The sequence below is a fragment of the Mesorhizobium sp. M4B.F.Ca.ET.203.01.1.1 genome (genome assembly GCF_004791025.1).
GTDB lineage: Bacteria > Pseudomonadota > Alphaproteobacteria > Rhizobiales > Rhizobiaceae > Mesorhizobium > Mesorhizobium abyssinicae.
In genome coordinates, this window is sequence record NZ_SRUO01000001.1 from 450,930 (window position 1) to 469,591 (window position 18,662).

The window sequence follows — 18,662 nt, forward strand, 5'->3', positions numbered from 1 at the left end:
CTGCAACATTTTTGCTGCAGCGTAGCAAGATTTCCCGCAACTTCACGCCGCCGTTGAATCAATCACTGAGGCGCAGTGTCAGCCGGCAGGCTGCCCGTAAGGACCTTGGCAAAGCTGATATGCCTGGTGGATTCATTTGCTGACCCTAGCGCGGCCAGTTGGGTAACGATCTGCGCAAAACGTTCATTCAGCATATCTGCGTTGAACTCTTCCTCGACCTTGCGACGAGCGGCAAGCGCGACAGCTTCGCATTCCTTCGGGTGTTCGGCGACCCAGGCAAGTTTGCCGGCAAGCGTCGAAACATCCCGCTCGGGTGCGAGAAATCCTGTCTCCAGGTCCTGGATGAGCTCGGGGATCCCCGAGTGAACCGTGCTGACCGCAATCAGCCCGGCGGCCATGGCTTCCATAAGCGCGACCGGGATGCCCTCCATGTCCCCGTTGCTGGCGGTGATACTCGGCAGCAAAAAGAGATGCGCCGCGCGAAGCCGTCGTTTCACCTCCATGTGGGGAAGACTGCCAAGGAATGTTACGCGTCCCGTCAAGCCCAGCTCCGCGGCCAGCCTCTCCAAATCCATCCGCAGTGGACCGTCCCCGATAATATCGTAGCGCCAGTCTATCTGCGGATGGGAGGCCGCGAGTGCGGCCAAGGCACGCAAGGCGAACTCGACGCCCTTCTTCTCCACCAGGCGGCAAACCGTTGTCACGATCAGCGGGGTGCCCTCCCACGATTCCCAGCGGTAGCTGATCTCGCGGGCATCGATTCCCATGTGGTGGACCGTAGTGCTTGCCGGGGACATGCCGGCTTCGAGAAGAAGCCCGCGGAAGAAATCGTTGACCGTCAGGTTCAAGGTCCCATGCTTGACGAGCCCAGCATATTGTGTTGCAAGCACTGCCTGCCGCGACGGGATGGCGACATCTGCGCCGTGAAAGATGGTTATGACCGGCGGCTTGAGGAACTTCCATTTCTTCAGCGCAGCAGCTCTCTCGCCGTTCTGTCCGAAGTGAGCGACAATCACGTCACAGCGGTTCAGGCGGCGCGCAAAAACCATATCAAGAGCGGTCGAAACCTTGTATCGCAGGCCCGGCGGCAGCCGCCGTACGAATTCGCGGATTCCAGCGGCCCAACTCCACCAATGCCGGGTTCTGGCCAGCAGCGTCGCCATCGGCTCGCTTTGCCGGTCTATTCGGTCGTCACCTTTCATCCTGTCGCACACGACCTCGACCTCGAAGCCGCGCTCCAGCAGCCCAGCCATCTGGTCCGCAACGAAAGTTTCCGAGAGAAGTGGGAATTCGCCCACGACAAAGCCCACGCGCATCGCCCGCCTGCAAGGTTGGGACTTGGCCAGACCCCCAAGCGGTCCGCGTCGCGCAAGCCCTAATGTAGACGGACAGAATACACGTTGATTGCTGCGATGCCACAAGAATATTGCACTGCAACATCACAAACGAGATAGCCAGGCAATGCCTGGAACCGGGGGCATGAGGCCTTGCGCAACAGCCCGCGCCCGCGGCGCTAGCGAGGCCTATCTGCGAGCGCGGATCCGGCTAGTGCATGTCGCCCCCAGGACGGGTTTCAGGCGGCACGCTCCAGCCCGCTTCGCCTGGCATTGTCGAGGACATTAAGGAATGTCGCGAACTGTTTGTCCGGATTCATCTGCGGCCGTTCTGAAAACAACAGCGCCGCTGCTGAAAGCCGGTCGTACTCGGCCTTGTCGTTCCACAATCGCCTGATCGTCGCAACCCAGTCGGCGAGCGGAGCGTCGTAGTCGAGCACGACGCCACCGGCGCCGATCGCTTCCGGCAGCCCGCCGCGCCGGGACCCGACGACAGGGATGCCGCTGCAATGGGCCTCGGATGCTACCCTGCCCCAGGCCTCTTCCCATTTGCTGGGCGCAAGCAGAATCTTCGTGCGGCCGTAGACCGTCTTCATATCGCTGGTGCGGCTTTCCAGGGTGGCGTTGCCCAGCGGAGCAATGGTTCTTTCGATCTCGGCCCGGTGGTCGTCGTCAAGCATCCAGCTCTCGACGAACAGGAACGGAATTTCAGGGCATTCGCCGGCAATGCGGACCGCCAGTTCGAATCCCTTTTCGTTGTAGGGGTTGATCATCGTCACGAACTCGCGGGTCGTCGGCGTGCTGTAAGTTCCGGGATTGATGGTGGGCGGAATCACCGTCGAATCGATGCCGAATTTTTCCTTGTAGGTGCGGGCGGTGAACTCCGAATTGGCGATGTAGAGCGCCGAGCGCAGTTCGCGCAGGTCGCCAGCCAGTTCATGGAATTCGACATTCCTCAGATAGACAACCAGCGGCACGCCCAGCGCCTGCAGTTCCCTGCCAATCGGCACCGACTTGTGGCACTGGACCACCGCGACATCGGGCTTCAACCGTTCGACCGCGAAGCCCGCCGCCTCCCAGGGGAACCATGCCCGCACCACCGGGTAACCGGGAAAGGTGTCGATGACGGCGCGCTGGCGGAGCAGTTTCATCTTGGCGCGCGCCTTGAAGCCGAACATGCCGTCGCCGAACAGCGCCGCCAGGACCGAGGCCTCATGACCGTTTTCGCGCAGCTGCTCGACCAGATGGTGCGTGCTCGACTGAACACCGCCGCTGAATTGTGGCGTGTAGCCGTTGCCGCCTGCAAACAGAACTTTCATGGACCCTGGCTCCTTGTTGTGCCGCCCTGCCCTCACGCCGCCATCCTGCCGATGCTGAAATATTCGATGCCGTAGCGGGCGATGACCTTGGGATCGTAGAGGTTGCGGCCGTCGAAGATCACCGGCGTGGTCAGCGCATCCTTCAGCGCATCGAAGGAGGGCGCGCGGAAGCTCTTCCATTCGGTGCAGATCAACAGCGCGTCGGCGCCGCGCAGCGCCGCTTCCTTGGTGCCGCACAGCAAAAGGTCGTCGCGCAGGCCGTAGATGGCCTGGCATTCCTGCATTGCCTCGGGATCGTAGGCCTGCACGTTGGCGCCGGCCTGCCACAGCGCCTCCATAAGCGTGCGCGCGGGCGCCTCGCGCATGTCGTCGGTGTTGGGCTTGAAGGCCAGGCCCCAGAGCGCGAAGGTCTTGCCCTTGAGGTTGCCCTTGAAATAACGGTGCACCTTGTCGAACAGCACCGACTTCTGCTCGTTGTTGCGCTCCTCGACGGCGCGCAGCAGCTTGGCGTCGAACTTGACACCTTCGGCGGTCTTGATCAGCGCGCGCACGTCCTTTGGAAAGCACGAGCCACCATAGCCGAGGCCGGGATAGATGAAGTGGTAGCCGATGCGCGGATCGGAGCCGATGCCTTTGCGCACCTCCTCGATGTCGGCGCCCAGCTGCTCGGCCAGGTTGGCCATCTCGTTCATGAAGCTGATCTTGGTCGCCAGCATGCAATTGGCGGCATATTTGGTGAACTCGGCGCTGCGCACGTCCATCACGATCATCTTCTCGTGGTTGCGGTTGAACGGCGCATAGAGTTCGCGCATCACCGCCTCTGTATCCTCGCTGGACGTGCCGACGATGATGCGATCGGGCTTCATGCAGTCGGCGACGGCCGAGCCTTCCTTGAGGAATTCCGGATTGGAGGCGACGTCGAAAGCGAGATCCTCGCGTCCTCTCGCCTTAAGCGTTTCGGCGATCCGGGCCTTGATCTTCTCGCAGGTGCCGACCGGCACCGTCGACTTGCCGACGACGATCTTGGGCGCCTCCATCTCGCGGCCGATGGCCTCGGCGACGGCGAGCACGTATTTGAGATCGGCCGAACCGTCCTCGCCGGGCGGGGTGCCCACGGCGATCATCTGGATCTGGCCGTGCTTGACCGCGGCGACGGCGTCGGTGGTGAAGCGGATGCGGCCGGCCGCGTGGTTCTCCTTGACGAGCGCTTCGAGCCCGGGCTCGAAGATCGGGATCAGGCCCTGGTTGAGCCGCTCGACCTTTTTCTCGTCGATGTCGACGCATACCACCTGGTGCCCGACCTCCGCCAGCACCGCGGCCTGCACGAGGCCGACATAGCCAATTCCAAAGACGGTCAAATTCATTCGGTTTTGTTCCTGTTCAGGGCCGTCTTCGGTCCGGCCGGTTCAATGTTGCCTGGCCGTGATCCCCACGGCTGTTCCTGTTTGAGCGAACCCAAGGCCTGCGCGGCAAAATCGGTTCCTGGCTTTGCCGCGTCGACCTTGGGTTCGGATGATAACCCTAGTTGCTGTTGGCGCCGCTATTTATGCCGCACGCCAGCGATTCCTTGAACTGGCATGGTTCGCCCAATGCCGTGAACGCGACGCGCTCGACCTGCATTGTGACCTTGCGGCCAGGGTCCGAAAAGGGGCCCATCCAGTTGGTCAGCTTTTCGCTGCCCCAGAGGCTGAAGAATATCTTCTGCGAATGGGTCGGCAATTCCGCGGGGTTGGTCACTTCCTGGACCAGCTTGCCGTTGACGTAGAAGCGCAAGCGCTCCTTTTCCCAGACAAAGCCGTAGTCGTTGAAGCCCTTGTCGGTGCCACCCTCGACATCGGCGAGCTTCTCGTTCTTCGGCTTGCCGGAAATGTAGGTGTTGACCTGGACCTTCGAGGTGTCCTTGGTCAGGACCTCGAAGTCGATCTCGTCCCAGGGCTGCTTGTCGGCGGGACCGATGTAGGAAAAGAAGGCGGCGTTGAGGCCGGATCCGGTGTCGGTCTTCATGCGCGCTTCATAGGTGCCGTAGCCGTAGCGCTTCTTGGTCTGGACCTCGCCGCAGGCGAATTCGCGGTCCTTCACCTGGCGCTTCTCGAAACCGAGCGTCAGCACGCCGTCGGAAAGCTCGACCAGGCTCTTCGACCAGGTGCAATTCTGGTGGGGGCCGTTCGACCAGCCGTCGGAAACATACCAGCGCGAATGATCGAAACTGGTGAAATCATCGACGAATGACGGCGCGCTCTGCACGTCCTGCGCATGCGACGGATGCGGGGCTGCGACCAGGCTTGCGGCAACGGCCAGAAGAAGCGCGCCTGCCGAGCAGAACCGCCGCAGGGCCGCTTGCCGTTGTGACGGCATGGCATCGGCCGCGACGATGGGGGTAGTCTTCGGATATGCGTTCATACCAACTCACCTTTGTGCTGTCCGCCCCAACCCAAAAGTCACCAAATGGCCCGCCCGCGCGAGCCGCTTGAACCTCCGCCCCTAGAACTCCTTAACTGTGCCTCGTACCAAACCTGTGCCTGCGGACCCGTGTTCGCGCCGTCAGCGTCCGCCTGCCGACTTGACGAAACCGGTCCGCGAATCGCGACCTTGCGCACTCTCGTCGACAATCGCGTCGATCGAATGACGCAGTTCCTTCATCACGCCGTTCTGGCGGGCAAGCTCGGCAATGCGCCGCTCGCAATTCAGGATCGACTTCGTCAATTCGCTGACTTCCGACGACTTGCCTGTCGACGCCGAACCGTTCTCCATCGCCTCGACCAGGAAAGCGGCATTCGTCGCCTTCGTCCGGTAGCGATTCTCAAGCCCGGTCTTCTCCGCCTCGATCTCGCCGGCAATCTGATCGAGCAGCCTTGCCAGACGATCGAAGCGCTGGAGATCGGTCTGCCGGTCCCGGGCCGGATCCCTGGATCTGAAGCCGAATATCGAAGCCATCCGGTTGGCCTTCCAAAATTGCTGCACCGCAACATACACTGCCATTCCGAGGACGAGTAAGCAACCTCGGAGTTTGGCAATGGCGATTTTTTCGCGTTTTGGCCCACCGCGGCGCTGCGGTCCGGCTTACTTTTCAACAGCTTGCGCGTTGGCGGCCATGAGGAAGCGCATCGGCGGCACCGGCCGCTTGGGGGCAAGGCCGGTCTGGCGAAACAGCGCCTCGAACTTGTCGGCGGCAACGCCCAGGACGATAGGCAAGAGGTTCGACTGGCTGGCCAGCGCGTAGGCGGCGGCCGATGCCAGACCGCGCTCGGCCTTCACGTCGAGGAAATTGCGCAGCCGGTATTTGTCGCGCACGTGACGCTCGTGCTTTCTCAGCGCCGCCTTGGACGTTTCCGGCAGGCTGTCGATCGCAAGCAGCGCCAGGTCCGCATCGGCCAGGCGCTTCAGATCCTGCGTCTTGTGGCGACCGCTGAGCGAATCGGCGCGCACGATGGCGCCGTAGCCGCAGGACCTGATGACCTTGAAGCGCGCGCCGCAGGCGACCGCCCGGGCATAGAGCTCATAGTCCTCGCCGAGGCGCAGCTTCTCGTCGTAACGCAGCCCGTGGCGATCGAGGAAGGCCCGGCTGATGACGGGCTTCAGGAAGCCAAGTTCGCCGCGCTGCACGCGGCGCCTGGAGATGTTGCCTTCGACGAAGCGCTCGAAGTCGAGGAACTCCGGATCGGCCGAAAAGGGCGGGGCGACGACCTTGGAGACGTCGGTGGCCGTATCGTCCCTGATCAGCATGATGTTGTCGGCGGCGAAATCCCAGTCGGCGCTGGCGAACAGCCTGCGAAAGCGGCCCTCGAGGAAGAAATCGTCGGCGTCGAGAATGCTGATGAACGGCGCGCTGGAGCCGGCAATCGCGGCGTTGCGGGCAAAGGACGGACCACGGTTGACGTCGAGACGCATGACCTTGAGCCTGTCGCTGCCGTCATCGGCGGCGCGCGCGACCTCGGCGGTGTCGTCGGTGGACGCGTCGTCGACGACGACGACTTCGGCCACCTCCGGTTCGCGCAGCGCCGAAGCGATGGCGGCCGGGATGGTCCGGGCGGCGTTGCGGGCGGCGATGATCACGCAAACCCGGGACATTGTGCTGGACATCAATTCACCTCTCGATTGAACGAGTTCTTCCAAATTTGCTGCCCCTTGATGCCCAAGACGTTCGTCACCGGCTGCCCGCCTCGCCGACTGCCGGCCGTTCGAAAATGCGCCGGCTGAGATCGGCCGAGGCTGCCCAGCCGGCCTCGGCCAGATAGCGCACCGGCGCGCGGCCGCACAATTCCCAAAGCACCGTGCGGCGCTGCGGCCAGCGCAACGACGACAGCCAGGGCGCGATCACCATGTGGAGCAGGTCGGCATTGTCGATGCGCGACAAGATCCGCGTGGCGCGCTCCGACAGCAGCGTGCCCGCTCCACCAAGCAGCACGTCGGCGGCGCGAAGGCCAAGCAGCAGCGTGTCCGCCAGCCCCTGCTCGATTGCGTAGTCGAGCACGTCCCGCTGCTCGGCCTCGCTCAGGCGACCGGCGCTCGCCCTGACGTCGCAGACATAGCCGGCGCAGGGTTCGCGGTTGAAGAACGCCTTGGCGACGCTGATGCAGGACAACAGCAATGTGTCGGAAGCCGAGATGAAGGGCACATGACCGCCGGCGATCCCGACCTCGCGCTTGCGCCGCAGGAAACCATCGGTGTCGCGGGGGCTTGGCGAGCCGGGCTGCTGCAGCCGGTAATGGAGGTCGACGGTGGACGCCTTAGCGTCACCGCCGCGGATCATGTGCTGCTCGCCGAGAAAGCGCAGCCACCACAGCGAGCGCGACTGGCCGGCGACCTCGTAGCCGATCGCGCGCAGCGCCTCGCGCGCCTTGGCGAAGCCCGCCTGCGAGACGAGGATGTCGACATCGCCCGACGGCTTCATGAAGTGATCGCCATAGAGCAGTTGCTGCTGGAACGGTCCCTTCAGGAACACGAAATCGATCTGCCGGTCGCGCAGCACCTGGTGGATGGCCAGCGAATCCATGATGCCGGACGAGTTCATCGAGACCGTGCGGCGGCGGTAGGTGTCGAGCCAGCCAAGCAGTTCGGACGACCCCCCGCCGGCCCCCGCACGGGACAAGGCCTTGAGGACGAAGATCGCGACCTTGTTCAGCCTGGCGATGTCGGCAACCCTGGCTATGGAGATGGACGGCGCCGACGCCCCGCCTGCCACCGCGTCCGTGGCTGGCGAGAAGAACAGCCTCAGGCAGGCCTGCACATAGGCGACCTCGTCGGCGCAGTCGGCGGCGCGCAGCCTTTGGTAAGCACTTTCCTGCACGGCCATTCCCGACAAGGTCCTCGCAAAAATCCGTCCGACGCGTCATATTGCAACTGCGAAGGAAAGCATCGCTAAAATCATCGCCGCCGTCCAGCTTTTCCTCCGGCGGGGCGGCCGTCTGCAACTGTAGCGTTTACACGCCATCGCACGGCGGCGACCCGGCTGACGGTCCGGCCCAGGGTCCGGGACCGACAGGAGTTCGGCACCTCGCGCACAAAATTCTACATGCCTACAATGCAGGCATGTGAGTCAAAAAATTTATCATAATTAAATCATATGCTTAAATAGGCGTCACGGACGCGTCGTTAAATTCCGTTATGAGGCAAGGCCAGGATGGCGCGTGCAAAAGGTTTGATCACCAACCAAGGCAAGCGCAACCAAGAATTGATTAATGGTTGGTAAATCAGGCTTGACTCATTTAGGGTGCCATGCAGCTATTGCGTTGCAGCATAGAAATGTGCTGCCGGCACTCGACAGGCCGTTTCCAGTCCTATCGGAGAGTAAAATGGAACAGAATGTTGAAAAGCAAGAGTACGAGACGCCAAGCCTGACGGTTCACGGTTCGATCGAAACGATCACGCAAGGCGGCTCGGGTACGACGGCGCTCGACGCGGCATTCCCCGCGCACACGCCTTTCGACCAGCTTACGTTCTCTTGAGCTTGACTGTGTTCCGGGGCGAAGAAGTTGGGGCTCCGAATACATCTTCTCGGAGAGCCGGGGGATCCAATCCCCCGGCTTTCTGCCCGGAGCCAGAACTGTCCCGGTGAACCGGGAGGAGACCTCGGCTTCTGTTCGATCATGACCTCTCCTGGACGGATCGGCTGAGATCGATCGATCCTGTCCCGGAAACTGACGAAGCGTAGCGTTTTGTAGGGAGGTTTAGGATGACCTGGGATCCGGCGGATCAAGACCGCGTAACCGCCACCAGCGATGCGGTGGCTTGCGAATTCGGCAGCGGACTGGCGTTGCTCAACCTGAAATCCAACATCTACTACAGCCTGAACAGCGTCGGCGCCTATATCTGGGAACTGATCCAGGAACCGCGGCCGATCGCCGACATCCGCACCGCGGTGCAGACGCGCTACGACGTCGATCCGGAGCGCTGCAAGGCCGATGTCGACGGGTTGTTGAAAGGCCTGGCCGAGGCAGGGCTTGCGAGGCTGCACCATGAGGAACTTGTCTAGGCTCCTCTCGCTGAGCGGCCCGCAGATGCTGTTTCTGGCGCGCTGCCTGCTGGTGGTCGCCGCCGCGCGGCTGGGGCTGACGCTGTTTTCCTTCAACCGTGTTCGGAGCCTGGTGACGCGGCTCGACGCGCGCGAGGCGGCCAGCGTCGCCGATCTGAGACACATCGCCTGGGGTGTCGCGGCGGCCGCTCGCCTTGTCCCCCACGCAAGCTGCCTCACCCAGGCGCTGGCGGGCCAATACCTTCTCGCCCGCAAGGGCAAGGCCTCGAACATACGCATCGGCATCGAGCAGAACACGGGCGCCGAGCTGAAAGCGCATGCCTGGCTGATGAGCGGCAACCACATCGTGCTGGGCGGCTCGCTTGCCGGGTTCGCCCATCTCGTCGACCACGGTCAGTAGACGATGAGCGGCGTGGCCGGAATCCTGTCCAGGCGCAATGGCAAGCCCGCCACCGCGGCCGACATCCAGCAGATGCTGGCGCGCATGCGGCACCGCGCCCGCGACGGCGCGTCGTGGTGGTCCGACACGATTATCACGCTTGGCCACGCCTGGCTGAACACGACGGGCGAGGGAGGACCGGGCCCGCTGACGATGGCCGGCGGCAGGCTGGCGATCACCGCCGACTGCCGGCTGGACAACCGCGACGAATTGCTGGCCAGGCTCGGTATCCGGGACAGGTCGGTCGCCGACGCCACGCTGGTGATGCGCGCCTATCTCAACTGGGGCGAGGCCTGCCCCACCTATCTGCAAGGCGACTTCGCCTTCGCCATCTGGGACAGCGAACGCCAGGCGCTGTTTTGCGCTCGCGACCATTTCGGGGTCAAACCCTTCTACTATCATGCGAGCGACCGGCGGTTTGCCTTCGCGTCGGAGATCGGACCGCTCCTCGGCCTCGATGAGGTCGGCAGCCGCCTCAGCGAGCACCAGATTTCCGGCTTTCTCGCAGGGCTGCCGGATGATCCGCAATCCACGGCTTACACCGACATCTTCCGCTTGCCGGCCCGCCACAGCCTGACGGTGACGGACAGCCAGGTGGCGCTGCGCCGCTACTGGCAGATCGAGCCGTCGCGACGGCCGCTTCGATCGGATGCCGCCGAAGAATTCCGGCACCTGTTTTCGCAATCCGTCCGCAACCGCATGCGCGGCACCGATGCGGTTGGCGCGATGCTGAGCGGCGGCCTCGATTCCTCCTCGATCGCCTGCGTGGCCGGGCTGGAGAATACGGCGCGGAGAAAGCCGAAACTGCCGACCTTCTCGCTGATCTTCGAGAAGGGATCCTCGATGGACGAAAAGCCCTTCATCGACGCGGTGCTTGGCAAGCCGAGCCTCGACGGCACGTTGATGCCCGTGGGCAACTATGCGCCGTTCGCCGAGTTCGAACGCATCCTGGAGGAGCAGGAAGGCACCTTCCTGGCGCCCGGCCTGTCGCTGACCCGCAGCATCTACCGGACCGCGGGCGCGAAGGGCATGAAAGTGCTGCTCGACGGTCATGGCGGCGACGAGGTGGTGTCGCAGGGCCACGGCCTTCTGCACGAACTGGCCATAGCCGGCAGGTGGATGGAGCTGTGGCGCGAATTGCGCGGCGCCTCCAACACCTATGGCGACGGCATGCTCGGCATGTACTTCAAATTCCTGACCGTCTACGGACCAGCCTGGCGGATCGCCAAACTGCGCGGGATGGCCAAGCGTATCGTCGGCAGGCTGCGGCGCGGGCCGGCGCCGGCGCCGCGCGGCTGGGGCGGCCTGGTCAATCCGGAGCTTGCGCGGCGCACCGAGCTTGCCGCGCGGTTCCACAGGGCCGGCTACATGCCGTCCAGCGTCAGCGCCAGCGAGGCGCTGACGCATCGCTGGATCCTGTCGACGGGACTGGTGCCGCACGCCTTCGAGGTGCTCGACAAGGCGGCCGCCAATTTCGGCGTCGAGCCGCGCTATCCGTTCTGGGACAAGCCGCTGGTCGAGTTCTGCCTGGCGCTGCCGGGCGAGGAGAAGCTGAACCGGGGCTTTGGCCGCTACGTGCTGCGCCGCGCCATGGACGGCATCCTGCCGCCCGCTGTGCAGTGGCGACGCGACAAGATCGATTTCACGGCCAACCTGGTCAAGGGCATGGTCGGCAACCACCGCGACCTGCTGGACAGGGTGCTGGTGTCGGACGCCGGCCTGATCGCGCCCTATGTCAATCTGCCGGAGGTGACCGCCGCCTATGCCCGCATCCTGCGGCGGCCGGACGAGGCGGAGCCGCTGGACGTGCAATATGTCTGGCGCTCGACCTCGCTGTCGCTCTGGCTGCGTCAGGTCAAACTCGGCGGGAGCCACGCATGATGTCGTTCAACGGTTCGCTTGCGCCCGATCTTCGACAGGACCCGGCCCGGCCGGCGGCCGAGAGCAGCCGGGAGCGCCGCTTCTACCGCGCCTATGGGCTGACGATCAGTTCGGAGGTGGCCTTGCCCGAGCTGGAGGCAACGGCGCCGGCAGCCGCCGACGTGGTGATCGCGGTCGGCCCGATCGACTATCCAAAACCCCGCTCCGAGGCCGGAACCGCCTTCCGCTTCGAGCCTTCGCGCCAGTATCTGGCCTGGGACGCGGTTGGCGCCTTCCTGGTCAGCGATGCCCGCCGCATCGACATCGAGCCGGCGCCCGGCATTGACGACCAGCTGATCGCCTTCCCGCTGCTGGGACCGGTCATGGCGCTGCTGCTGCATCAGCGCGGCCTGCTCGTGCTGCACGCCAGCGCGATCGCCGTCGGCGGCAGCAGCGCGATCTTCATGGGCGACAAGGGCGCCGGCAAGTCGACCACCGCCGGCGCCATGATCAGCGCCGGACACGGGCTGCTGACTGACGATGTCGTGGCGCTGGACCTCTCCAGGCCGGACGAACCGGTGATCGTTCCCGGCTTTCCGCAGCTGAAGCTCGCCGCCGATGCCGCCGCCGCCATCCCGATCCGGCAAGCGGAAGTGCGTCCGCAAGCGCATCCGGCGATCGACAAGGCGCAGCATCGCCTGCATGGCGGATTTGCCGGCGACGCGGTTTTGGCAACGCGGATCTACATCCTGCAGCGCGGCGACAAGGCCGCGGCCTCGCGCCTGCCCGGGCCAGGCGCCCTGTCGGCGATCATCAAATTCTCCTACGTGACGCGCTTCGGCCGCGCGGCGCTGGTCGGCGACTTCGCCGCCACGCATCTGCGCCAATGCGCGGCGCTCGCCAGCCAGATCGGCGTATACCGCCTCGAAGTGCCGACCGGGTTGGAGCGCATCGGCGAGGCCGTCGCCCTGATCGAGCGCGACCTGGCGGTCGGCGACGGGTCCCGGTGAGGCGCGCCGTGGCTTCGATCCTTCGCCTGTCGCTGTTTCGGGATATCGCCGGCTTCGGCGCCGTCATGGCCGGCATCGGCGGGCGTCGGACATGGATCGCGCTCGCCTTCCTCGTCCTCGGCAGCCTGACCGAAGGCGTCTCGATCCTGCTGCTCATCCCGTTGCTGCATCTGATCGGCAAATCCGACCAGGATTTCGCCATCAGGCTGCCCGACAATGCGTTGCTGCACTGGCTGGCGCCTGGCGGGACGCTTGGGCTGGCGACGGTGCTTTGCCTGCTCGTCGGCCTCGTCGCGCTGCAGGCGGGCTTCAACCGCTTCAAGTCCGTTTACATGGCGCGGCTGCTCTACGACTTCGTCAACCGACTGCGCATGGATCTGTTCGAGGCCATCGGCAGGGCGCGCTGGGGCATCTTCGCGCGCACGCGCAGCTCCGATCTCGACCACGCGCTGACCGGCGACATCGACCGCGTGCAGGCCGCCGCCTTCTCGCTGCTGATGCTGGCGCAGACCGCCGTGCTGCTGGCCGGTTATCTGGTGGTGTCGCTGTTCATATCGCCGGTGATGACCTCGTTCGCCATCGTCATCGGCGTGCTGATGTTCGTTGCGTTGCGGCCCTTCCGCTCGCGCGCGACGGCCTATGGCCGCGTGCTCACGGCCAATCGCCAGGACCAGTACCGCACGGTCTCGGAGTTCCTCGGCGGCATCAAGGTGGCCAAGAGCCTGAATGTCGAGGCGAGCTACTTCGCGCAGCTGCGCGCGACGCTGGAGAAGATGAAGGCCGACAACCTCAACTATGTGCGCAACAGCACGATCGGCACCGCTTTGTTCCAGGTGGCGAGCGTCATCGGCCTCAGCCTGTTCATCTACATCGCGCTCACCCGCTTCCACCTCTCGCTGGCCGAGATCGTCGTGCTGCTGCTGGTCTTCATGCGCATCGCCCCGCGCTTCATGGACATGCAGACGCAGGCGCAGCAGCTGCTGATCAACCTGCCGGCCTACGCCTCGATGCAAGGCCTGCAGACGCGCTTCGACGCCGAGCGCGAGCCGGCGGGAAGCCAGAGCACGCAAGGCGCGAGGCTCAGCCTCGATGTCGGGCTCAACATACGCGATGTCTCGCTCGCCTATGGCGGCCTTGCCGATGCCGTGGAGGGCAAGGCGGTCGTCAGCGGCATCACCTTCGGCCTTCCCGCCGGCAAGGTCACCGCGCTGATCGGCCCCTCTGGGTCGGGCAAGAGTACGATCGCCGACATGCTGCTTGGCCTGCTCGAACCGTCGCAAGGCAAGATCCTCGCCGACGGTGTCGAGATCGGGCCCGGAAACCGCAGGCTTTGGCGCGACCAGGTGGCCTATGTGCCGCAGGACGTGTTCCTGCTGCACGATACGATCGCGGCGAACCTCCGGCTCGCCGCGCCGCAAGCCAGCGACGCGGAGCTGTGGACGGCGCTGCGCTCGGCGCATGCCGCCGATTTCGTCGAGCGGCTGGAGCAGCGCCTGGACACCGTGGTCGGCGACCGCGGCATCCGGCTCTCCGGCGGCGAGCGCCAGCGGATCGCGCTGGCGCGGGCATTGCTGCGCAAGCCGTCACTGCTCATCCTCGACGAGGCGACCAGCGCCCTCGACTGGCAGAATCAATCGCTGATCGCCAAATCGATCGACGGGCTGCGCGGCACGATGACGATCCTGACCATTGCGCACCGGCCTTCGATGATCGCTTTCGCCGATTGGGTCGTGGCCATCGAGAACGGCCACATCGTCGAGGTCGGGCAGTATCAGCGCTTGAAGGCGAAATCCGGCAGCCGGCTGTCCAGGATGCTGTCGGGCGAGCAAGCGGAACGAGAGGTAGCCGACGCCGGCTGAGGGCGCTCGGTCGGCCGTTGCTGCGGGACGCCGCATTGGAGCGGTTCAGCGTTTCATAGAATCGCCGGCCCGCTCTACTCGCTACGCAATTTACCTGAAATTGTTCTAGCGGATGCTGCGCCTGGCGCTGAACTTCTCCCCTTCGGCAGCCTTCGGTGCGCCCAGGCTTCTTTCAGCCTCGCGCATCCTGTCGGCCGTGGTCGGCACGCTCCTGGCAACCATGAGAAAGACCAGCACAAAATAGCCGGCCTGGATAATGGCGGCGCAGATCACGGCGCGCAGCACGATCGTGCCGAGCGAGGCGCCTTCGAAATAGGACCACGAGATCACGATCGCGAGGGCGAACAGCATCCCGAAGATGAATTTTGGCAGTGACATCTCCGTCGATCCATCAACCGACGCGAGCATGCAAAAGTGACGGCTTACCCACCCGAGTATCTCCCCATGCGCCACGCGAGCTATTCCTGCTGCTCGCTTTCGACCGGTTGCTTCCGGCCTTCCCAACCTATCCAAACTCTAACAGGAACATTTTGCGACTCTATTAAGGCGGGGACGCGCGGGCAAGGCCAACGGCAAATAATTTCGAATGGGTTTTCGGCTTCGACTCTGCCATGCTGCGTCGCACACGCAGGCTTCACAGCCGATTGCGAAAAGCGGATTATGCTGCAGTAGAATTTACAATATTAATTAGTATTTTACTGGAATAACTTGCCCATGCGAGTGATTCGGAGGTGAGTTTAAGCGATCCCCTCTGCGACAAGGAACGATCCGCCCAAAAATGGCCTCAAAAAGGCACTACATTTCCTGGTGTTGCTCATATCTTGTCACAAACGTGCCATAAAGGTGAATTTTTGGGCAGCGCACGTTTATTATTTAGTCAATTCATGACGTGACTATTTCATCGCGATGGGAAATTGTGTGTTGCGCTGCAGCATTTTTTTGATATCGTGCCGTAAACCATTCGTTCAACGTATGGAGTTGCGGCATGAGGGATATTGCCAAGTCGGCCGATGCGGGTTTCTCGCATGCCGGCATTGATTTTCCGCCACCGATCGGCGGCCTGCTTAAGCGCAGTTTCGACATCGTCGGCTCATTGGCCGGGCTGGTGCTTCTCAGCCCGCTGTTCCTGATGGTCGCGATGCTCGTGAAGCTGTCCGACGGCGGGACTATCTTCTATGGCCACAAGCGCATCGGCCGCGGCGGCCGCATCTTCCCCTGCCTCAAGTTCCGCACCATGGTCCAGGACGGCGAGCGGGTGCTGGCCGCGCATCTTGCCGCCAATCCGGAGGCCAACGCCGAATGGATCGCGACGCGCAAGCTGAAGAACGACCCTCGCGTCACGCGTGTCGGCCAGGTGCTGAGGAAGCTCAGCCTCGACGAGCTGCCGCAGATTATCAACATCCTGCAGGGCGACATGAGCCTGGTCGGACCGCGCCCGGTCGTGCGCGACGAACTGGAGATCTATGGCAGCGCGGCGGTCTACTATTTGAAGTCGCGTCCGGGACTTACCGGGCTGTGGCAGGTCAGCGGCCGCAACGACGTGTCCTATGACAGCCGCGTTGCCTTCGATCGGCACTATGTCGAGAACTGGTCGCTGTTCGAGGACATTCGCATCATCTTCAAGACAGTGCCTGCAGTATGGATGTCACGCGGCAGCTACTGAGCCGCAAAGCCGGGCTCCGCAAGGAGCGCGGCACCTTCGATTGGGACGCCGTTTCGCATCGGATCGAGCGTCCGGCAGCAAGCTCATCGGGCGATGGGGCAAGCGGATCGGAAACGTTCAGTTGAAAACAGACATATTCGGACTCCTTCGCGACAGCCGTCTGTCGCGCCCCATGATGCCGGCGCGGCTTGCTGTCGCCGGCCTTGCGCTTCTGCTTGCCGTCCCGGCGATCGCCGGCGACTACCAACTTGGACCGCAGGACAAGCTCAACATCCGCATCGCCGAATGGCAGACCGTGGAGGGCACCTTCCGCGACTGGTCGGCCATCAACGGAGAGTATTCGGTCGGCCCCGCAGGAACGCTGTCGGTGCCGTTCGCGGGAGAATTGCCGGCCGTCGGCAAGACCACCGCCGAAATCGCCGCGGCGATCAGCGAGACGCTGCAGCGTAAGCTTGCGCTTTCCGACAAGCCGGAAGCCTCGGTGGAAATGGTGCAGTTCCGGCCGTTCTACATTTCTGGCGAGGTGCAGAGCCCCGGGCAATTCCCGTACGTGCCGGAACTGACCGTATTGAAGGCGATCAGCGTCGCCGGCGGCATCCGCCGCAACGCGGAAAATGGCCCGCAGCAGGATCGCGACCTGATCACCGCCAAGGGCAATTTCGACATCTACGACGACCAGCGGCTTCGGCTCGTCGTCAGGCGCGCCCGCATCGACGCCGAGCTCGCCGACAAGACGACATTCGAGGCGCCGAAGGAAGTCGCCGACGATCCGAAGGTGGCGACGATCGTCGCCGACGAGATGGCGGTGCTGACCTCTGACCAGAAGAAGCTCAAGCTGAAGCTGCAGGCGCTGGACGATCTGAAGAACCTTCTGCAGAACGAGATCGAGTCGCTGCAGAAGAAGATCGTCAACCAGCAACGCCAGGTGGACCTCGCCAAGGAGCAGCTCGACAGCGTCGGCGCGCTGGCGCAGAAGGGCCTCGTCGTGCAGACGCGGGTGCTGAATTCGGAACAGACCATCGCCGACCTGCAGGGGCAGATCCTGGACTACGAGACGGCGATCCTCACTGCCAAGCAGTCGATGAGCAAGGCGACGCAGGACGCCACCGACGCCGAAAACACGCTGAGATCGAGCCTCGCTTCCGACCGGCAGCAGGTCGAAACCGACCTGAAGGAAGCAGAACTCAGGGTCGGCATGCAAAAGGGCCTGATGACCGTGGCCTCGGACCCCGCGACGCAGGCGGCCATGACCAACAGCGATCAGCCCGCGCTTCAGTATGTGCTGGTTCGGGTGGTCGACGGCAAGACGAGCGAGATCGCGGCGACCGAGGAGACCCCGGTGCTGCCTGGAGACGTGATCAAGGTGAAGCTGGCGCCGATGACCAGCCAGTAATGCATGCCGCCCAAAAGCGCGCAGCGATTTTGGGACAACGACATGCATAGGAACAACACCTGAGGCGCGACGCGGCTCAGGTGTTCGGCAGGCCGGACGAGTGGGGCGCCGGCAAGAGTTGAAAAAGGCAGCATCGAGTGCCGCCCGGCGGGCGCAGGAGAGCCGCTGAAGAAGTCGCGGAGCGATCCGCTGATGAAGGCCACGAATGCAGCCGGCAACCCGTCACGTCTACCTCAATCTCGACGCGTTGCGCGGTGTGGCCGCGATCTGCGTGATGCTCTACCACTTTTCGCCGTTCCTCGCCGACGGCAAGGTGCTGCCGTCGAGCTACCTGGCGGTCGACCTGTTCTTCCTGCTCAGCGGTTTCGTCATCCCCCACGCCTATGACCGGAAGATCGAGGCGGGGATGGGATTCGGATCCTTCCTGCTGGTGCGGCTGATCCGGCTCTATCCGCTCTACCTCGCCGGCACCTTGCTCGGCGCCTTCTACCTGCTGATCAAGAACACGCTGATGCCCGGCGACTACATGCCGATGTCCGACATCGCCATGATGCTGACGACGGGCATGCTGTTCATCCCGCTGGTCGGCAACGCCTATCACACGATCTTCCCGCTCAATCCGGCCTCGTGGTCGCTGTTCTTCGAACTGCTGGTGAACATCGCCTATGTGCTCCTGTTCTTCGCCCTGTCGAAGCGTGTGCTCTCGGCGCTCGTCGCCGGCAGCCTCGCGCTGTTGATCGTCGCCGCGGTGTTTTCCGGCACCCTCGATTTCGGCATGACCGGCGCGACCATCGCCAGCGGCCTGCCGCGCGTCGCCTTCTCGTTCTTCCTAGGTGTCCTCATCTGCCGGTCGATGGCGCAGGGAGGCACCGGCTTCCTGCAGAGCGGCTACTGGGCCGAGATGGCGCTGCTTCTGACGCTGGTGATCTTCGCCATAGCGCCGGCCGGCGGCGGCGCGCGCGCTGGCTATGATCTGATCTGCGTGGTGCTGCTGTTCCCGGTCATGGTGACGGTCGGGGCGGCGGCGCCCACCCGGCCCGGCCTGGCGAAGCTGTTTGGCTGGCTCGGGCGGATCTCCTACCCGATCTACATCATCCATACGCCGATGCTGATGATCATCGCGGGAGCGGGCAAGGCCGCCTCCATCGATCCGTTCGCCAACCATCCCTGGTTCGGCATCGCCATGGCGGGCGCCGTGATCGTCATCGCCGACGTCGCGACACGCATCTATGACGAGCCGGTACGGCGCTTCCTGCAGCGGCTGACCCAGCGCTCTCGCGCCATCGCCTGAGTTTTTCTCAACGAGAGCAGGC

The 18,662-nt window shown here is 63.8% G+C and carries 17 protein-coding genes; 9 read left to right on the forward strand and 8 right to left on the reverse strand.

Annotation, left to right across the window (positions count from 1 at the left end; translation table 11 throughout):
• Nucleotides 1-62: 62 nt before the first annotated feature.
• The 7 genes from EN846_RS02095 to EN846_RS02125 form a co-directional block, all read right to left on the reverse strand.
• Nucleotides 63-1,316, reverse strand: coding sequence for a glycosyltransferase (locus EN846_RS02095; protein ID WP_128346382.1), 1,254 nt, complete (start codon nucleotides 1,314-1,316; stop codon nucleotides 63-65).
• A gap of 257 nt (nucleotides 1,317-1,573) precedes the next feature.
• The gene (locus EN846_RS02100; protein ID WP_127391467.1) at nucleotides 1,574-2,653 is read right to left on the reverse strand and encodes a glycosyltransferase; all 1,080 of its coding nucleotides are present in this window, start codon (nucleotides 2,651-2,653) and stop codon (nucleotides 1,574-1,576) included.
• A gap of 32 nt (nucleotides 2,654-2,685) precedes the next feature.
• A complete protein-coding gene (locus EN846_RS02105) occupies nucleotides 2,686-4,017 on the reverse strand; it encodes a UDP-glucose/GDP-mannose dehydrogenase family protein (protein WP_127286256.1) in 1,332 nt (443 codons plus the stop codon).
• A 157-nt stretch (nucleotides 4,018-4,174) separates the two neighbouring features.
• Nucleotides 4,175-5,008: a family 16 glycosylhydrolase gene (locus tag EN846_RS02110; protein WP_245478379.1), complete on the reverse strand. Its 834-nt coding sequence runs from the start codon at nucleotides 5,006-5,008 to the stop codon at nucleotides 4,175-4,177.
• 186 nt (nucleotides 5,009-5,194) lie between these two features.
• Complete coding sequence (locus EN846_RS02115; RefSeq protein WP_127286258.1) at nucleotides 5,195-5,587, reverse strand: hypothetical protein; 393 nt, start codon at nucleotides 5,585-5,587, stop codon at nucleotides 5,195-5,197.
• Between the two features lie 126 nt (nucleotides 5,588-5,713).
• Entirely contained in the window at nucleotides 5,714-6,733 is a 1,020-nt protein-coding gene (locus EN846_RS02120; protein ID WP_127286259.1) for a glycosyltransferase family 2 protein, read from the reverse strand.
• Nucleotides 6,734-6,797: 64 nt separating this feature from the next.
• A complete protein-coding gene (locus EN846_RS02125; RefSeq protein ID WP_127391466.1) occupies nucleotides 6,798-7,946 on the reverse strand; it encodes a nucleotidyltransferase family protein in 1,149 nt (382 codons plus the stop codon).
• A 499-nt stretch (nucleotides 7,947-8,445) separates the two neighbouring features.
• On the opposite strand from EN846_RS02125, the gene EN846_RS02130 reads away from it, so the two are divergent.
• From EN846_RS02130 to EN846_RS02155, 6 genes are all read left to right on the forward strand, one after another.
• A complete protein-coding gene (locus EN846_RS02130; protein ID WP_126056859.1) occupies nucleotides 8,446-8,598 on the forward strand; it encodes a lasso peptide in 153 nt (50 codons plus the stop codon).
• Nucleotides 8,599-8,825: 227 nt separating this feature from the next.
• A complete protein-coding gene (locus EN846_RS02135; protein ID WP_127311118.1) occupies nucleotides 8,826-9,125 on the forward strand; it encodes a PqqD family protein in 300 nt (99 codons plus the stop codon).
• Nucleotides 9,109-9,525 (forward strand): lasso peptide biosynthesis B2 protein, encoded by a 417-nt coding sequence (locus tag EN846_RS02140; protein WP_127391465.1) that lies wholly within the window; start codon nucleotides 9,109-9,111, stop codon nucleotides 9,523-9,525. The genes EN846_RS02135 and EN846_RS02140 overlap by 17 nt, the downstream gene beginning before the upstream one ends.
• Before the next feature lie 3 nt (nucleotides 9,526-9,528).
• The gene (locus EN846_RS02145; protein ID WP_127391464.1) at nucleotides 9,529-11,445 is read left to right on the forward strand and encodes a lasso peptide isopeptide bond-forming cyclase; all 1,917 of its coding nucleotides are present in this window, start codon (nucleotides 9,529-9,531) and stop codon (nucleotides 11,443-11,445) included.
• Nucleotides 11,442-12,434, forward strand: a complete 993-nt coding sequence (locus tag EN846_RS02150; protein WP_245509001.1) for a serine kinase — start codon at nucleotides 11,442-11,444, stop codon at nucleotides 12,432-12,434. The genes EN846_RS02145 and EN846_RS02150 overlap by 4 nt, the downstream gene beginning before the upstream one ends.
• A 65-nt stretch (nucleotides 12,435-12,499) precedes the next feature.
• Complete coding sequence (locus tag EN846_RS02155; protein WP_127391472.1) at nucleotides 12,500-14,293, forward strand: ABC transporter ATP-binding protein; 1,794 nt, start codon at nucleotides 12,500-12,502, stop codon at nucleotides 14,291-14,293.
• Nucleotides 14,294-14,398: 105 nt separating this feature from the next.
• Here EN846_RS02155 and EN846_RS02160 read toward each other — a convergent pair whose 3' ends face one another.
• Nucleotides 14,399-14,671 carry an exopolysaccharide production repressor exox gene (locus EN846_RS02160; RefSeq protein WP_127391471.1) on the reverse strand — a complete coding sequence of 91 codons (273 nt, stop codon included), beginning with the start codon at nucleotides 14,669-14,671 and terminating at the stop codon, nucleotides 14,399-14,401.
• Nucleotides 14,672-15,278: 607 nt separating this feature from the next.
• On the opposite strand from EN846_RS02160, the gene EN846_RS02165 reads away from it, so the two are divergent.
• The 3 genes from EN846_RS02165 (at nucleotide 15,279) to EN846_RS02175 (ending at nucleotide 18,640) form a co-directional block, all read left to right on the forward strand.
• Nucleotides 15,279-15,956 carry a sugar transferase gene (locus EN846_RS02165; protein ID WP_127283223.1) on the forward strand — a complete coding sequence of 226 codons (678 nt, stop codon included), beginning with the start codon at nucleotides 15,279-15,281 and terminating at the stop codon, nucleotides 15,954-15,956.
• A 172-nt stretch (nucleotides 15,957-16,128) separates the two neighbouring features.
• Nucleotides 16,129-17,349 carry a polysaccharide biosynthesis/export family protein gene (locus EN846_RS02170; protein WP_127391470.1) on the forward strand — a complete coding sequence of 407 codons (1,221 nt, stop codon included), beginning with the start codon at nucleotides 16,129-16,131 and terminating at the stop codon, nucleotides 17,347-17,349.
• A 205-nt stretch (nucleotides 17,350-17,554) separates the two neighbouring features.
• A complete protein-coding gene (locus EN846_RS02175) occupies nucleotides 17,555-18,640 on the forward strand; it encodes an acyltransferase (protein WP_135913821.1) in 1,086 nt (361 codons plus the stop codon).
• Nucleotides 18,641-18,662: the final 22 nt, after the last annotated feature.

What these genes read in the sequence shown, in the direction of transcription:
- EN846_RS02175 (WP_135913821.1), top strand. Translation starts at nt 17,555, where the DNA reads ATGCAGCCGGCAACCCGTCACGTCTACCTCAATCTCGACGCGTTGCGC.
- EN846_RS02150 (WP_245509001.1), top strand. Translation starts at nt 11,442, where the DNA reads ATGATGTCGTTCAACGGTTCGCTTGCGCCCGATCTTCGACAGGACCCG.
- EN846_RS02110 (WP_245478379.1), bottom strand. Translation starts at nt 5,008, where the DNA reads ATGCCGTCACAACGGCAAGCGGCCCTGCGGCGGTTCTGCTCGGCAGGC.
- EN846_RS02135 (WP_127311118.1), top strand. Translation starts at nt 8,826, where the DNA reads ATGACCTGGGATCCGGCGGATCAAGACCGCGTAACCGCCACCAGCGAT.
- EN846_RS02130 (WP_126056859.1), top strand. Translation starts at nt 8,446, where the DNA reads ATGGAACAGAATGTTGAAAAGCAAGAGTACGAGACGCCAAGCCTGACG.
- EN846_RS02145 (WP_127391464.1), top strand. Translation starts at nt 9,529, where the DNA reads ATGAGCGGCGTGGCCGGAATCCTGTCCAGGCGCAATGGCAAGCCCGCC.
- EN846_RS02095 (WP_128346382.1), bottom strand. Translation starts at nt 1,316, where the DNA reads ATGCGCGTGGGCTTTGTCGTGGGCGAATTCCCACTTCTCTCGGAAACT.
- EN846_RS02165 (WP_127283223.1), top strand. Translation starts at nt 15,279, where the DNA reads ATGAGGGATATTGCCAAGTCGGCCGATGCGGGTTTCTCGCATGCCGGC.
- EN846_RS02140 (WP_127391465.1), top strand. Translation starts at nt 9,109, where the DNA reads ATGAGGAACTTGTCTAGGCTCCTCTCGCTGAGCGGCCCGCAGATGCTG.
- EN846_RS02105 (WP_127286256.1), bottom strand. Translation starts at nt 4,017, where the DNA reads ATGAATTTGACCGTCTTTGGAATTGGCTATGTCGGCCTCGTGCAGGCC.
- EN846_RS02100 (WP_127391467.1), bottom strand. Translation starts at nt 2,653, where the DNA reads ATGAAAGTTCTGTTTGCAGGCGGCAACGGCTACACGCCACAATTCAGC.
- EN846_RS02155 (WP_127391472.1), top strand. Translation starts at nt 12,500, where the DNA reads ATGGCCGGCATCGGCGGGCGTCGGACATGGATCGCGCTCGCCTTCCTC.
- EN846_RS02125 (WP_127391466.1), bottom strand. Translation starts at nt 7,946, where the DNA reads ATGGCCGTGCAGGAAAGTGCTTACCAAAGGCTGCGCGCCGCCGACTGC.
- EN846_RS02160 (WP_127391471.1), bottom strand. Translation starts at nt 14,671, where the DNA reads ATGTCACTGCCAAAATTCATCTTCGGGATGCTGTTCGCCCTCGCGATC.
- EN846_RS02170 (WP_127391470.1), top strand. Translation starts at nt 16,129, where the DNA reads ATGATGCCGGCGCGGCTTGCTGTCGCCGGCCTTGCGCTTCTGCTTGCC.
- EN846_RS02120 (WP_127286259.1), bottom strand. Translation starts at nt 6,733, where the DNA reads ATGTCCAGCACAATGTCCCGGGTTTGCGTGATCATCGCCGCCCGCAAC.
- EN846_RS02115 (WP_127286258.1), bottom strand. Translation starts at nt 5,587, where the DNA reads ATGGCTTCGATATTCGGCTTCAGATCCAGGGATCCGGCCCGGGACCGG.